At 67.1% G+C, this 17,105-nt stretch carries 1 protein-coding gene (running past one end of the window); it reads right to left on the bottom strand.

The annotated features are described in order from the left end of the window. Nucleotides 1-17,105 carry the beginning of a LuxR C-terminal-related transcriptional regulator gene (locus ABH933_RS03595; RefSeq protein ID WP_429415160.1) on the bottom strand. 26,062 nt of this gene lie to the left of the window's left edge, so only the first 17,105 of its 43,167 coding nucleotides appear in the window; it begins with the start codon at nucleotides 17,103-17,105; the stop codon falls past the left edge of the window.

Raw genomic sequence — 17,105 nt, 5'->3', positions numbered from 1 at the left:
ACCGCCAGCTCGGCGACCGCCTTGCGCAAACGGCTGTCCAGTGAGTCGATAGCGACTCGCTCCGACGCCCAGTTGTTGCGCAGCAAGGTGAGCTCCGCGCCTAACATATCGGCCGGCGGCGGTTCGACCGCAGACTCGTCGTAGCCCGCCGGGATGGCCTCCGCCAGAGCGGAATTCAACTCGCCCCGAACGCGATCCTGCTTGCGGCCCATCACCTCCAGCTGCTCCAGCACGCCGATCAGCTGGCGGATCTCCAGAAACTCCTGGACCAGCTCCGCCTGCTGCCACCGCTGCTCCGATGCCCGCCGCTCGGCCGGGTCCGCAATCGTCTCCGGCAGCACCTCCGGGAACGGAGCCAACCGATCCAGGTCCTCGATGGTCGATTGCAGCACGGTCGTCTCGGTGATCTCCAAAGCCGCACTCAGCTCATCCACGATGTGGGCCAACTGATCACGCAGCGCCCCTTCGGCGCGGTGGCTGGGTTGCGTGTCGACGCTGATGCCGTAGTCGCGCGGAACTCGGCCACGTACCCGCTCCACTATGGGCCGCGCATGCTCAACCTCGTAGACCTCCGCCGCGACACGGTCGATCCGGGCAACCTCGGCAGCCAACCGGTAGTAGCTCTCTGCGGTTCCGGCGACATGCTGGGACCGGGCAAGTGCCCAGTGCAGCGCAGCTTCCATCCGATCGATGAGAGCGACTCGGCCGGCTAGTCGCTCGGCCACCTCGAACGGATCCACTTGTGAGGAGACGCCGAGGAAACGGCGTAAGGCCAGCTCTTGCTCCGGCGTCAGATCCGTGCGCTCCCGCTGATCCGCGAGCGTCCGCGCCAGCTTCCGATCATCGGCCAACGACCCCGTGTCCATGCCGAGCGCACTCTCGAGTGCTGCCCGCGCGTCATCGCGCGTTGCGAACAACTCTGCCCAGTGCGACGACTCGCGATCCAGGGTGTCGTGTTCGCCGAGCAGCACCTCACGCAGCCGCGCACATTCGGCCCGGTCCCCGCGTCGCATTCGGGCCAGGGCGTCGCCCAGATCCGTCAGCGCACCGCCCGGCGGCGGGGCCCGTTCCGGCAACAAGCGGCCGACCGGATCCGGTGCGACGTCCTTCCCGAAGGCCCTGCCCGCTCCGGTGGGGTCGTTCGGGTCGCCGGCGTAGAGGATCGCCATGCGGTCGAGCCGGTTCGTATACGGATCGGAGAGCACCTCGTCATCGGCTGCGAGCAGCGTCCGATCGGCGGGTATGCCCCGGTAGGGGGCGTCGATGTGCCAGTTCTGCGCCATCTCAATTCTGCCGTAGTCGCTGATGTGCAGCAGACCCGTGCGGGCCAACTCCTGATACGCCTTGGCAACGGTCCGGTCCGGCACCCCCACGGCGTGTGCCAAAGCCGTCACCGAGGGCAGCCGCTCTCCGGCGCTCGGCTCGGACGCAGCGATGAACTCGGTGAGTTTGCGTACCAGCATGGCGGAGTTGTGGTGCCACCGTCCGCCATCCCGCATCGCCCACGGAATGGTGGCGAGTATCCGTTCGCCGAAATCCGGTTCGTCCGAATCCAGCACCATATCGTCGTCGTGGCCTGGCAGCACACTGGACAACGCACGTTGCGCCCGGCCGAGGCTATCGTCGGCCGGCCGTACACCGTCAGCCAAGGCGTAGGGGAAGTAGCCGAAACCATTGTCGCGCAACAGACACTGGGTGAAGTGGCTGATCGCGGCGACCAGCTCTATCGGCCGTTCGGCCGCCCACCACTCCCGGTTGCCATGCAGTCGTTTCGAATCGGGCGCCACCGCCTCGACCAGGCGATGTGCCGGCACGACGCGGGCGCGCACCACGCCGCCGTCCGGCACGGACCGCGCCTTGACCACAGCGACACTGGCATGACCGAAGATGTCGAGCAGACCCCCAACCGGGGTCTGCACCGCACTGTGCACCAGTCGCCACTCCCCGTCGACCTGATGCTCTATCAGCACCGTGGGCCAGCCTGTGGCACTGTGCAGCGCACCGGTCAGCGCGTGCTGATCATGCCAACCGAAGAGCTCGAGTGCGTGCCCGTCGATGGTGTTGGCGATGAGCGTGACGCGGTCGAGGCCGGTGGCGGCGGGCGACCGCAGCAGGAACTCCAGCCTGCGCTGGAAGCCGAGCTTGAATGGCGTGCGCCGCACCTCATCGTCGCTGTTATCGAACGCCGCCGCATTCTGGGCCGGGTAAGCGGGCGCCGCCGCAAGGGCAGGGAATTCGTTGTCACGCAGCAGATTCCGCGCAACAACATTGATCAGCGCGACTGCCGCGGCCGGTAGTGGGGCGGCAGCCCACCGCAACGGGTCGCGATACTCCTCGTCGGCCACGTCCCGGATCTTGACCGGATGACCGTCCGCAACCCTGCGCACCACATCGTAGAGCGGGGTCTTGCCGAAGATGTCGAGCAGATCCCCGTCGGGGGTCTGCACCGCCCAGTGCGCCTGCCGCCATTCCCCGTCGACCTTCCGGTCGAGCGCCACCACCGTCCAGCCGGTCAGCGCATGCAACGCGGCCGCCAGGAGATGGCTCCGTTCGCCGGAGAAGAACTCCAGCTCCCGCCCATTGACTTCCCTGATGACCTCCTGTTTACGTCCATCGACAACAGCCCGGCGCGGTTCGAAGACGAACTCCTGACCGTCCGCCTGCAGTGACACCGGCCCGCTGAGGCCCAATGACAGCGGATTGGTGCGCGCCGCATGCTCTATGGCTGCTGCGTCGGCGGCCCGCTTCCGCTCGGCCTCCTCCGAAATGGTCCTGTCCAGCTGCTCGCTGGTGGCCTGATACCCCTCGCCGTGGCGCGCGCGAAGATGCCTCATCAAGACCGCGTACAGCACCCGCTGCCCATCGGTCGGCCTGCCGAACGGTTGCGAGACCTCGACAGCGGCCTCTACCAGAGCCGCGTGTTCGTCGATCCCCAAATTTCCGACAGGGAAAAAGACGAGAAGGCGGCGGAACGTGAGGGTGTGGAACTGTTCCCACAGCCATTCCTCGAACGACTTGCCCTGGTAGCCCTCGAGACCGAGGGAGGTGCCATGCCGGTACTGGCCCATCAGGGCGGGCAGTACGTCGTCGTAAACAGCCTTACCCGCGTCCCTGACCATGACCTCGGCGACCTGGTGACTCCCATCCTCACTCGTCACCGAGTTGGTGTACCGCAAGTTATCGCCGAAACTTCCTGGCTTGTACGCGTGACTGCCTGTGACGAAGAGTTGGTTGAGCACGATCGTGTTCGTTTCCGGGTCGAACATGCTCTTGACCTTCGGACCCAACAACCGGATATCGATTCGGTCGAAGTGCGCACCGGGATACCCGGCACTCATGGCACGTACGCCGCGGAGGAAGTCCGCGACCTTAAAGCGATCAAGGCCGTTCACCTCGTGCCCTGTGATCAGGATGCGGTATGCCTCAACCAGTTCGGGCACAGTGTCGAGGGTTCTGTCGAGTCCGAACAGGTCCCGTGGGAGCGGGTCGACCTCGGCGGCACCGACCGCATAACGCAGCTCCGGGTCCGGCCGTACCAGGCCGAACAGCAACCGGCACAGCACTTTCGACCCTTCAGTGGCATTGTCCCCGTTGACCTGAATGTCTTCGAGGGCCGCCCTGGCGGCATGTTCCAGGTCGAAGCGGGACGGCAGGAATATCCGTGTGCCGAGGGTCGTCAGACCGCGCCGGATTACCTTCTTACCGAATTGCGTACGCAGCCAACGGCGGAAGCCCTTCCCCGCGGTGCCGTTCCATTTCGGCACATACCCGTGCACATGCGACAGCAGATACCAGAACGCACATTCCCGCACGGGGGACGGCCGGTCCCGGCGCGCGCCGGCGTCGGCCTGGCCCGCGCGGAACTCGGTAACGGCCTCCTCGGTGATCTGCGACAACCACTCCCGCTGCTCGGGCGTAGGAGGCCTCCCGCCCAGCACCGGCTCCGCCCGGTCGAAGACCGCCGCCAGCACCTCCACGGCCTCGTCGACCTCGAGACCATGCTCCAACACCGCAGCAAACAGCCGTGCCTCGTCGGCCAATTCCAGGACCTGGCCGGATAGGGAATCCCGGTGCGGACGGTCCGATTCGCCGGGCATCGACGACGGGGAACCCGCCGGCTCTGCGCCGTGGGCCGGACCGATCGATGCGGCATTACCGTTCCGAAATTCGTCAGGGGCGGTCCCCGCATCGCGGCCGGCGAGTCCGCTCGGACCGGAGGTTGGCGGATGGGGCTCCTCGGAACCGGATTCGATGGTCTGATCGAACAGCACGTAGCCGACCGGCATCGACTCCGCCGGTAGAACGCCTGCTTGCACACTCACACGCAACCGCCCGTCCCCCGCCGCAACAGCGAGCGTTCCCGCTCGCCGCCGGCCGAACCGACTCCGAGGGACCATTCCGAGTGCGTCGATCAGCACCGACCTCACTGGATCCGCATCGAAACCCGCTGTCAGGCCGGCCAATTGGTCGAACAATGGTGCAGTCGCGTCGCGGATGCCCTTGCGATCTCCATGAAGCCGTACCGACCACGACGGACCGGCGCCGGCCGCCGATTCGACCCAAGCGAACTCGCCGAATAGCTCGCCACCCCAATTGTCCACAAGAACTCCCCGTGGCTCGGCCACCCGAATTCCCTCCAGCGACCCACGAACCACGGATCCGGACTCACTCGAAGTCCTCGTCAACGACAGCCGGACGCCATCTCCTCCCGCCACTCCCAGGCCGTAGTTCACCAGCAGGGCAGCGACATCCACCGCGTCAGCCAGCTCCCCCTCGCCCAGCAGCCGCGCCAGGTCCGAACGAATCTGCTGCTCCGACATACCGGGGGAGAAACTGGCAGAAACGGCATCGGAGCGCGACGGATCCGGGAGTTCGCCCGCGTCATCGTTACTCGGGGCGCTGCGAGGTATCCGGACCTGTTTCAGCGGAACAGGACTGGGTATCGCATAACGCTGTCCCGGGACGATATTGCCCTCGGAGTCATAGAGGATCGAATGGGTCTGGTAGACACCCTCGCGCGCCCTCAGCAGCTCGCCCGGCCGGACGAACGACTCCGCGCTGAGCAGTTCTTGTAGCTCACCGGATTCCCGCTGAACGTAGATCTCGCCACGGATGTTCTTCATGACATAGATCGCGGCCTGGAAGCCGGCCCGGCCGTCGGTATAGCTCACATCAGCGATCACGGCGGATGAGCCATGGCCCAAGTCCAGAAGTCGGCCGGCGGCATTCTCCAGGCGAGTCGACTTGACATCTGTCGCTGCGGAGGCGGCCGCCACCAGCGCGCGCAGCGTCGTGACACCGCCGACAGACTGAGCATCCAGGACGTCGCGGCCGTAGGAGTCGCGCAGCACCTTCGCGACGTGAGCGACCGAGCCGATCACCTGAGCATCCAGTGGGTGTGGCGGCAAATGAATCGGCACGTTCTCGGGAATAGGAGGGACCTGCCCGGTGGTGGCGTATTCGCGGATTGCCCACAGCGGCGTGCCCACCATTGCGCCGCGGATTTCCCCCTCTTGGCCGCCCTGTGCCAGCGCCTCGACCGCATTGAGTACGGTGATGTGCTTGCCGGTCTTGGGATCCCTTACGGCGATGAAGCAGTATCCAGGCAGGAGCGAGAACCAGTCCACGCGCGAGATCCCGGTGCGCTTTTCCACCTCCGCGTGCACGGCGATCAGCGCAGCCTCCAGGCCGTTGCTCAGACCGCCGAGAACGCCCGAACGTTCGCCGACAATATTGTCGCGCACGTGGAGGGCCTCGTGTACGACCGTGTCGTAGAACGTTTGCCCGGTGCCGTATCCGGAATGACCGGTTGTCGCGTTGTTCTGATGCTCCTGGGCCAGCTTGTCCGGGCGGGCCGCAAACCAGCGGCTGAGTACTATCCGGTACCGGCCACCCATGAACGGCATGGCCTCACCGAATGCCTCGAGACCTGTCGGGTACCCGAATTGCAGCTCGAGCGGATGGTCCACCAGGTCGGGAGCCAGGGCGAGCGCTGTGGCCAAACCACGCAGCGCGTCGCGGACCGCATCGACACCGACATCGGGGTGATCGTGGCCGGTAATGATCAAGTCCTGGTCCTGCCGCGGAAGGTTGCCGAGGAATTCCCGGACCAGGATGGCTTTGGCCTCGGCGGCCAGGTGGGGATGGCGGCGCGCGAGATCCGCGAGCATGCGTCCCCGTTCTCGGGGATCGGCGATGAATCGTTCCCGTTCGGCCGGGTCCGGCGGGGAGTATGTTCGGCCCTCTGCGCGCTCCAACCGGTCCACCGCCGCGTGTATACCGTCGAACTCCCGGCCGAGCGCAGCGGTGACCTCGGCGTCGAGCCGGGTTTCGGCCGGCTGCTCGAGCTGCGGGTACTGCTGAATCAGTGCCGCGACGCGCCGATCCCGTTCCAGGGGGTCGGCGATGAAATGCGTCTCCGCCAGCTCCTGCTCCGGGGTTCGCGGGGCATGCAGATCGAGCTGCCGGAAATTGTCCATGAGGCGCTCGTATTCGCTGTCCGACAAGCCCCAGCCTTCGAACCGCCCGTGTAACACCGCCACGTGCCGCCACACCGCGGCCACGATCCGACGCGGCACATCATGGTCCAGCCACTGCGAAGTCTCTGCCCGGAACCGCGCGGTGTAGGGGCTGTCGGCCGCTCCGATCACGACCTCCACCAGGCCGCGCAGCAATCCGGCAGGCGAGCCGGGATCGGGCGGATCCGCCCTCGTACGGCGGTATTGCGCCTCGTCCATGTCCCGGTATAGACACATACCACCGAAGTTGCTCGGGTTCTTGTAACGCCAAGGCGCAACGCCCACCAGCTCGGTGTCGACAGCGGTCTCGCCCATTGCTCGCCCGGCCTCTGCCCACCGCACAAGTTCCGGATCGGCGTTGGGCAACATCTCCTTGACCAGCTCCTCGACCGCAGTCACGGCCGCTCGCTCGACAAGGCTCGCCAGCTGCGCGCCCGTCAGATCCACAGTGTCGGTCGCGTCCCGGATGTATGTACTGCCATCGGGGAACTCGGCCAACTCCACCCGGACGTCACCCGACTCGCTGAGCACCGTCACCCGCGGTTCGCCGAACGATAGCGCCCTATGCACCCGGGCGTGGAAGGACGGCACCGCCGGAGCACTCCCCGCCTGCGGCGCGGACGCCTGGTATCGACCCGTCGCACCGCCCGTGCTCGACTGCTCGGCATCCCCATCGTGCTGGGGTGATTGTTGTTGGGCTGATTGCCGTTCCGCGTCCGAGAGATCGGGCGTCGAGAAGGCCAGGCCCGGATACTCATCCGGGTCGATCGCCAGCACACCCGTTGCCGCAGCAGGGCCGGGTGCGTCCGCCACAGCTGCACGCGCTGTCGGCTGCTCATGGGAGGACGCATCCCCGTCCGCGAGGACGCCTTCCGCCGGCGTGGTACCGGGCGTTTGTCCCGCGGGCGCAACGCTTTCGGTGCCCTCCGGATGGAGCATGTATCGCAGGCCCAGCGGCGCACCAGGGCCGAACGCCTCGAAGAATTCGACATCGTATCCGGTCTCCAGCAATTCGGCCTGCACCTGTGGATGCGTGCGCAGAAATTCTGCATACGCTTCGCGCTGGCGGTCTTCCGACGCAACCACGATCATCGTCGGGCGCGGGCCGCCCCGGTAGAGCACGACGTGATTGTCATCGTCGAATCGGGTGCCGCCACGCTCGAGCTCATCGAGATCATATTTTCCGCTGATGTACTCGTACGTCGCCCGCAACTCTGCGGTCTCGGGCTCCTCGGTGCGGATCTTGCGGGCGATGGCCCGTTTCTGATCGATCGCGAGCTGCTGCCCGTACTTCGATATTCCCTCGTTCTCCTTGTTCCGCGCTTCCGCATCGATCACGCCGTAGTCGGCCAGAATCGATTCCGCCCGAAGCATCCGGGGCCTGAGCGCGTCCACCCGGCGATTCAGGTCCGCAACGGCATCGGGGTCGTCGTGCTCGGACCGCATGTCCTCGAGCACCCGCTCCCAGTCGGACGAGCTGATCCGATCCGGGTGCGCGATGCCGAGACCGATTGCGAGCTTGTACATATCGGCCTCGGCCTTGGTCAGCACGGGCAGCCCGAACATGGCCCGGTACCGTGCGTCCTGTGGCGATGTCCAGTCGCGTCCGCGCGCGGATATGTACGTGAAGCTCTCGCCGATGGCCTCCTCGGCGTGCTCGTTGCTGTATCCGGAATCCGCTGCCCGCCACTCCGTTTCGCTCGTGATTACTCCGGCGGCACCAAGGACCGCAGCGGTGGCTCGCAGTCGCGGCGGCACTCGCGCGGCGGCATTGGTGATCAACCGTTCGGTGTGGATTGCTTCGGCGTCGTCGGATGCCTCGGAGGCATTCACATCGCTGCGGCCGGAACGACCACTCGCCAGATGACCCAGCTCATGGACGACCACCGCGACCAACGGATCCACGAAGGTCTCGCGGTAACGCCCCGATTCGGCCCTGCGGAGGTAGCGCTGTGCGGTCCTTTCCGGCTGCGTGTACCAGTCGGAATGGATGGTGACGATGCCGTCGATCGATCCGTCGTGACGGAAGATCCGCCGCGTGTCCGCCAGTGCCGACTTCGCCAGGTCGCCGACCCGGATGCGCGTCACCGGCAGACGGGGAATCTGCTGCAGGACAATCCTGACCGCGATTTCCACGGATTCGACGAGCCACACGGGCACGTCCGGGTTCAGGAACCCGTCCAAATAGACGCCACGCTCGGCCAGCCCCTCGATAATCGCCCGTTTCCTGTCGCGCGCTACCGGGTCGGCCGGCGCAATCTTGCGGCCGGCGCGGTAGGTCTTGCCGGCGACCCCTTCCAGGGCGCGGTACAGGGCGACCACTTCTTTGCGACGGCGTTTGATCTCCGTGCGCAAGCTCGCGCGCGATGTGTCCGCGGCAAGCAACTGGATCCTCCGCGCAAGATCGGACCGGCTCACCGCGTTCGACGGCGCCAGTGTCCCCTCTTGCACCCCTCGTAGCAGCTGCAGGTCGCGTTGAATGAGTTCGACCTGCTTGGCGAAGGCGTAGTCCCAGCCCGGACGATCCTGCCGGAGCCGGCCGCGCGCACGCAGACCGAGCAGCACGTCCTCCAGCAGGAAGTTCAGCCGCCAGCCATGCGCGACATCGTCCAACAACTCGTCGAAGCGATACTCGATATCGGCCGTCGCGGGGTCCTGACGGAGCTCGGCCACCGCGGCGGTCATACCGTCGAGGTCGAATCGGTGGCCGATCTCCGCGAGCGAGGCGATGACCTCCGCGCTGATCCGGCCGGATTGCCCGATATCTGCGAGGATTTCGTCGAAGGAATTTCGGTGACCGGCCAGCAGTGGGCCGCAGATCTGTTGTGTCCGGGCGGCCATATCCTCGAGAACCGCCACATCGGCGGTCGCGGCTCGGTAATTGCGGAGGGCCTCGCCGACATGACCGTCGTCGTCCACGTCGTCTCCGGCCGAGACCAGTACCGCGATATCCCCGAACCACCGCTCGACGTCGAGACCGAAGAACTCGCCGGCGCGCAACCCGGCAACGGCGGCACCGAAGGCCTTCTCGAAGAGCCGATCCGCATCGGGTCTGCCCGCCAGCGTGGTACGCACGACATCTGCGTAATGCGCCAGCACAGGATGGTTCGCCAGCTCCTGGCCATCGGCGACGACCTCGAGAACCTCACGAAGCCGGGTCAACTCCGTGACCAGCACGGCTGGATCGGCGACCGGGTACAGCGCGGCGCGACCGATCGCCCGCCAGCCTCCATCACGAAGCAGTTCGACAAAAGTGCCCGGATCGGCCAGTTGCGGTGGCTGCCAACCGGTGGTCCAGATTTTCCCTGCTCGATCGACCGCGTAACCGATCTCGAAGAGCGCCGGACCGAATACGAAAGTCTGCGCGATGTATACCTGCATTCCAGCGAATTCTTCGGCGGCGCCGAAAGCCGCGGTGATCATCCCGGGAAGGGCGGCGAATGCCGGGTTGTCGACGGGCGGATCCGCATAGCTGACATAGACGTCGACTCGCCCATTCTCATGGCGGTAGAAGCTGACCCGGCATGTGACCGTGACATCACCGAGCTCGATCTCCACCTGGAGATTTCCCGGCCGTCCGGCGTTGTCCGCCAGCCGCATCATTGAACCTCCACGCTGCGTTACCGCACGCAGCGAAAGGACACCGTCGAGCAGCTCCCCACCTACTACCAGCCCAGTGACCTGCGACCCGGTAGGCGTCGCAGGTGGATCGGGCAGCGCCTCGATATCGAGGCGGCCCCGGCCACTCGCAGATCGAACGCCGGAGGAATCGCCGACCGGCTCGTCGGCGCCGGAGAAAGGCGGCGATCCGTCGGCGGCGAGATCGGACGTATCCCAGAACTCCCCGGGCTGAATTCCCGCCAGTGCCAGCGGTCTGTTTTCGGCGCCGCCGGACCCGAACTGCGATGTGCCATCCGCCGCGCTGGTCAGGGGATGAACCGCAGCGAGGTAACCGGTCTGGGATGGGTCAAGGTTCGTCAACGGCGGGGCGGCGTTCGTCAACGGTGGCGCAGCCGGGCCGGTTTGCGGCAGAACAGCCGTGGGCGTCGCGGCACGCGCCTGCGCATCGTCAGTCGGCCCCTCGGCCGTCGACCGGGCGGGTTCGACGACGCCCAGCGCGATGAGCAGCTCCTCGGCGCACCGCAAAGCCGCAGCCGCCGACCACAATTCGGAGGCCGCGGCCAGCATCAGGCCGGCCTCCTCGTTGGTCACATCGTTGGAGTCGACGATGGCGGCGAAGCCCTCCGGAGTGATCATCCGGGCGGCGAGTTGCGCAAACGGCGGGGGCGAGCTGGATTCGGTGCCATCAGAGGACGCCCGATCCTCCTGCTCGCGGTGCTCGGCGGCCCGGGCATCGAGATCGGCGGCGACGGCTTGCAGGCGGTTCCACGCGCGGGTCCAGGCCATCGAGGCCACGGCATAGCCGAGCAGCAGGCCGGGTCCGCCGGGACGGGCCTGGCGTAGCTGGTTGAGCAGGCCGAATTGCCGGGCCACGACCTCGGTGACGGCCGTATCGCCGTTCTGTGTGAAGAGGATTTGCATCAGCTCGACGACAGTGGCGGCGAATCGGGTATTGAACACGGCGTCGGCCGACGAGACGGTCTGCGCGGCGCGAGCCTGCTTCTTCGACTCCGCAGACTCCGCCGGCTGTGACGACGCCACCAGCTCGGGGGTCGGGTCGGTGGCCTGGTCGGCGGCGGCCGGGACCGCTACCGGTGCTTGCGCGAGAGGCGAAACCGTCTCATCGATGTTCGCGGCGGGTGTGCGCTGATCTGCGACCGGTACATACCAGCCGTCCTGTTGGGCTTGGGCCTCCAGCGCCGCCAGCGCGGCATAGTCGGCTGCGCTGCCGTCCTGCACCTGCAGGTACGCCTCGCTGACCGTGCCGAGAAACGCCTCTCGCTGTCGCCTTTCCGTCTCGGACAGTCCAGCCGTCTCGCTGGGATCGGCATAATCGGCGACACTGGCGTAGAACTCTTCGGCGCGATCCTGATCGGTCGAATCGCCCCTGGCTCGGCTCACCCCGCCGCCGGGATCGGTCAACTGTCGGTCTGTGGTCCGGTCACCGGTGCCGGCGTGGGTCCGGCCGGAAGGTGCGCTGCCGGACGACGTCCCGGCCTCAGCGGCACGCTGCAGCGGATCTAGCGTGGCCGTCGGCGCCGCCTGCTCGGATCCGGTACCCGGGTTCGCCGCGGCGGATGCGGCAGCCACGGGCGGCGCGTGAACCTGTGTGTCACGGCGGAACTTCCGGGCGACGCTCGCCTGTTCCTCGGCCGCCTTTTCGGCCTTCCTGATCATCTCGTCCTGCGCGGCGGCGGCGCGCGCGTCGGCCGCGGCTGCGTTGTGCCGCGTCGCTTGCACCTCCAACCCGGCCGCGTGCTGTTCGGCCGCGGCGGCGGGATCCGCGGGCGCCTCGGCGGCCGACGCGGTGGCGGCGTCGTGCCTGGCCTGTGCGGCGTCGTTCTCGGCGACAGCTGTCACGGCGTCATCGGCGGCCTTGGCGTAATGGATGGTCGCGACCGCGACAGCGGGATCCTGCGCGCCCGTGTACAGCGGGTTGTTCAGCGAATCGACGATGAAGGCGTCGCCCGGGTCGCCATTGCGCCCGGCGCGCGCCGGGCGCTGGATGTTCTCGGAGGGCGCGTCGGGATCATGCCCCATGACCAGGACATAGAGTCCGCCCAGTTTGCGCACCGCGTCACTGATCGGGATATCGGCGCCACGACCCAGCAGTCCCGTCGCCACCGTCATCATGCCGAGTTGCCCGGCTTGCTCCTGAATGTGGATCAGATGTATTTCCGCCAGCGCGTTGGCGTCTCCGGCCCGCACCAGGTCGCCGTGCTCGACCGGATCGAACCACTCGCGGTTCTCGGGCGACTGCACCCATTCCATATCCTCATGTTCGAGGAACCAGCCCATGTCGATGCTGCTGTGGACCGCGATTCCCTTCTCGGTCAGCATGTCGGTAAAGGTCTCGACCATGTCGTTGTAAGGATTGATCACCAGCACCGGGCGTTGCTTCCCATTTTCGGCCGCAACTCGGTCTACGCCATCGGCGTACATTTGTTCATCCGTATGCCAGACCTGTTTTCCGATCTTCAGCCTGGACTTGAAATAGTCTCTGACCTCCATCAGGCCGTGTACCGAGAAACGTTGCCTGATCTCCTCGGCCGATTTGCCCAGCAGCGTCCCCGACATGACGAATATCGTGTCGTAGTTCTCGTCGCGGTAGCATTCGTCGTTCGTGATCACCGCCGCATCCTCGGAACCGCCGATGGCGGTCATGTGCGCATCGTGCTTGGCCTGAACCGCCTGCTGGAGGCCGTCTTGCCACTCGCTTTGCGACGACTGCTTGGCATCACGCATCGGCTTGCCGTCGACATCCCCCAACACGATCACCTTCTTGCCGTTCGCGTCGACATGCACCGCGTAATTGCGGTTTTCGATCATGTATTCGGCCTCGACGGTCCGGGTGAATATCTTCTTCTCGTCAGCGGTGAATTTCCGGCCAGGTTCTTCGAGTCGCTCCGCCCACAGCTTCTCCGCCTTGGCGACGACATTACCGTCCACCTTCGGATGGCCGCCCAGCCTGCCCCCGGGCATGCCGAACACGCGACGGGTGACACCGAAGTCCTTATCGGTCAGAGTTCCCGAATTTTTCTGCTCGACCAGGAATTCCCGCATATCCTTCCATAGGGCCTTCTCGGGCTCGCCCATTTCCTGGATCCCACCCTGACGCAGGTAGTGCGGTGTGTCCTGATCGACGAGGACCCGGTCCCCCTCATCGATGATCGCAAAACGCCCTTGCGGATCATTCCCGTACAATCTGCTCGTCTTGTTTTCGTCATCGGTGAGCAGAAGAATCGTCGGCACATAGGTTTCGTCAGCCGGACGGCCCGCATCCTCGAAGGTGCCGTGCGGATCCCATCGCTCGATCCGGTATCCCAGCAGTGATCCCGCCGCGACGTAGTACTCCTTGAGCGCTCGGTTGGCGAGCGTCTCAGTGGTCGTGATCACCTGAACGGTGCCTTCGCGGGCGGACACCCACAGCGACAGTCCGAGGGCCACCATGGTTTTGCCCTGCGCGGTACTCATCTGCGCCATCACACCGTCGCGCCCGCCCAGCATCGCCCAAACCTGGTTCCACCGCATCACCTTGCCGCCGCCGCTCGCATCGCCGCCGGTCGCCCGGCGGACCGATTCCAGGATCGATAGCAGGGCGGTCAGCTCGTCACCGTGCCGCTGCATTTCCGCCAGGTCGTCGCCGGACAGCTCCCGCATCGCCGCCCGCTGCGCCTTGTAGTAGCGCAGCACGCGGATCGCAGCCCGCCGATACAGATGGGTGTCGCGGGCACCTGGATCTGCGGTCGAATTCCTTTGGGACTCACTGAATTCGCGAAGTTTTTCGAGCGCATGCTCGGCATTGTCCTGGTGGGCTGCCACGCGCGCTTCGCGATCGAACAGCCCTTCCAGCCGCTGCACCAAGCGTTCGGGCAACGACCGCTTGGGTTCGCGGCGCTCGGGACCGGTGCGCGCCCGCTTCGACGGATCATCGGCGGCGTGCCCCTTGCCCGCTTCGGCGCCCGGCTCGGTCCCGTCCGGATGCGCCGCGGAACCGCCATCCCTTGTTTCCGCCCTGGACAAGGCCGCCTCGGCGTCGGCCATCGCCTGGCGCGCCTGCGTCACCCGGGGGTCGTCCGTGGCGTGCGCCTGCGCCTGCATCTCGGCCAGCATCGGGTCGAACGGCTCATGCTCGGCCTCGGCCTGGCGGCGCAGGGTGTCCACGTGCTCCCCGACGGCCTCGTTCACCGCCGCCTGATGGGCCGACCGCGCCTGCTCGAGAGCCGCTCGCGCACCCTGGACGACAGGATCCTCGCGGTCGTAGCGCTCCTGCACCGCGGTTCGCAGCACCTCCTCATGGACGGCCTCGGCGCGCTCGAGCTCGGCGTGCGCGTCCTCCACCGCCTTCTGCGCCCGCGCCACGGCGTGGTCCAATTCGGCCTCGCGCCTGGCGATCTCGTTCTCGACCGTGGTGCGGTATTCGGCCTCGGCGCGCTCGACCGCTTCTCGGAACGGCGCCAGTTCCTCCGCGACCCTCGCATCCACTGCCTGCGCGCGCCGGGCCGCCTCCTCCGCGCCGACCCGTTTCGGCTCCTCGCCGAACAGCTCGGACCGAATGCGTTGCCGCCGAGCCTCATCGGTCGAGGGCGACATCTCCTGTGCGAGCCGGGCCTTTGCCTTCTGGACCGCGATCCGCAACTCCCGCACGCGCGGATCCCCGGTCAGTACGCGTGTCTCCACTCCCGGCTTCTGCTGGTCACGCCGCTCAGTTGCCGACTCGAGCGCTGCCTGCCTGCGCTCCAGATTCTCCTGTGCCCCATCGACCTTGCCCTGGGCCGCGCGCACCCGCGGGTCCGACTCGGATGCCTCCTGCGACAGCTGTGCCCGCTGCTTCGCCTCCTTCGGGTCCATCTCGGGTGCCCGGCCGGCGGGTTGCTCGGCACGCCCGTCGGCGGCCTTCGTGGACGCGCCGCCCTCCGCGGTGTGGGTGGCGTGTTCATCCGTGGCGGCCGGACCGGGCTCCGCAACGTCGGCCGCTGTGGTCTCCTTCCCCACCTGCAGTGGCTCTGGATGCTCGCGCGCACCCGAATCGGCGGCGCCGGCACGACCCAGATCGTTCTCGTCGCTCGAGCGGTCGTGCGAAATCAGTGGGACAGCGCCCCCGGTGGCCTCGTCGCCCGTGTGCGAAGCCTCGCCACCGGTGTGCAGACCGTCGCCGCCGGTATGCGAGACCTCGCCGCCAGTGTGTCCAACCCCGCCGCCAGTCTGGAGACCCTCACCACCGGTTTGTGGAACCCCGCCACCGGTGTGGTTGGCCGCGCCGCCGGGAGGTGTGGCCTCGCCGGCACCCTCGAGGACCGGCTCGGCCCTCGGGGCGCCTGCGGGAGGCGGAGGGGCACCGGCGCCCGATGCCGGTATGCCGACCGTGCCTTCCTGAGTGCCGGGAGCGCCGGCAGGTGCCGCGTCCTTCTTGGTACCGGCGGCGACCTCCGGTGTGCCCGCCGCTCCGGCGTTTCCTCCCGCACCGGCGCGGCCCACCGAGGCAGCCGAGCCATCGGTCGGGAGCACCTTGCCTTGCGGGGCCTGGCCCGAACCCGCAGCGCCGCCGCGACCTTGGCCAACTCCGGCTCCCTCCTGGGGGGTGCCACCGCCACCTGCGGGCGGCGACGGTACACCGGCTTCCGCCTTCGCCCCTTCCGATGGCGCGGTCGGCACCCCCCCCTTCGGTGGTGGGCTTGCCGCCTCGGGGGCGGGCGTCGCGGGCGGTTTCGGTCCGCCGCCCTCGGCGTCACTCGGCGCAGCGTTCGCGCGCACCGAACCGCCCATGGGTACGGCAACCGCGCCGGCCGCTGCCGAGCCGTCGGACGGTGTCGCACCACTGCCGGCACCCTGCTGCCGGATCCAGCCGGTGTCGACGCCCTGCTTCCAGAGATTGTTGTAGTTGTCCGTGAGCCGGTTGTATGTCGCTGTGTCGGCCGGGTCGGCGGCTTTTCGAAGATTCGAGGCATCGACCAGCTGACGAAGATATGCCGCGCGGCTGACACGGTCACTATTGCCGACAAGCCACTTGGTCCCATGGCCGACCGTCTCCATGCCCGCGGTCAACGCCAGGTTGGTCGGACTGAACGAGTAATCGATCTGCGACCAGTTCACGCGACCGGTGTCGACAAACTGTTGCAGCGCCTGGCCCCCGATACCGGACACCCACATGGCACCCGAGGTCGCCAGGGTCCCGACGCCGATCTCGGCGACGTGCTCCAGCCCACCGGACAGTTCGCGGCCCAGCGCCTTCAGCACGGCGGGCATTCCGATCTCGACGAACGGCCGCGCCGCGCCCGCTCCGGCCCACGTCAGGCCCTCGCCGAGCATCTCGCCCAGGTCGAAGCCGTGCTGGGAGTGATCGGCGTTGCCCGCCAACTGGATCGCGGCGTTGAGCCCCATCCCCTTGAGGCCCTCGGTGAAGGCGCTTATCGCAAAGCGCTTCAGCAGTATTTCGACCAGGCGCCGTTCGCCCATCTGGGTAGCCAGTATCTCCAGTCGCCCACCCAGTTCCATGCCGGCTTCGCGGGCCAGGGCGAGCCCTTCCGCTTCGATGGCAGCCATCACCAACGGGCGCGCGGCGTTGCCCCACGGGGTCGTCGACAGCGCCCACGTGGCTCGGATAAGGCTTCCGAGAGTCTGCGTGGCGATGAAATCCATCTGCCACTGCGTGCTGCTCATCTGCTTGCCGCTCGCCTTGGTCACGGTCCCCGCAGCATGCAGTCCGTCAGCCAGGGCCGGAATCGAGCTGTCCCCGGACAGCATCGGACGCGCGGCATCGGTGAACGCGGCCGCAGCGGTACCCGTGTAGTACTGCGGCACCCGGTCCAGCGACGACTCGATGTCCGGGTACACCGACTCGTGCAGTTGGCGCGCCTGGTCATGGAGCACGCCACCGAAGTCCGCCAGCCCCGGACCGTCACCCTTCGGGTATTCCTGGAGCGTGGTGGGCTCGTACACCCACGATGGAAACAGCTCGAACGGCAC

The sequence above is a fragment of the Nocardia sp. GP40 genome, from assembly GCF_050434125.1.
GTDB lineage: Bacteria > Actinomycetota > Actinomycetes > Mycobacteriales > Mycobacteriaceae > Nocardia > Nocardia albiluteola.
Note: the sequence above shows the minus strand (reverse complement) of the source record. Positions and strands in the feature narration are given on the sequence as shown.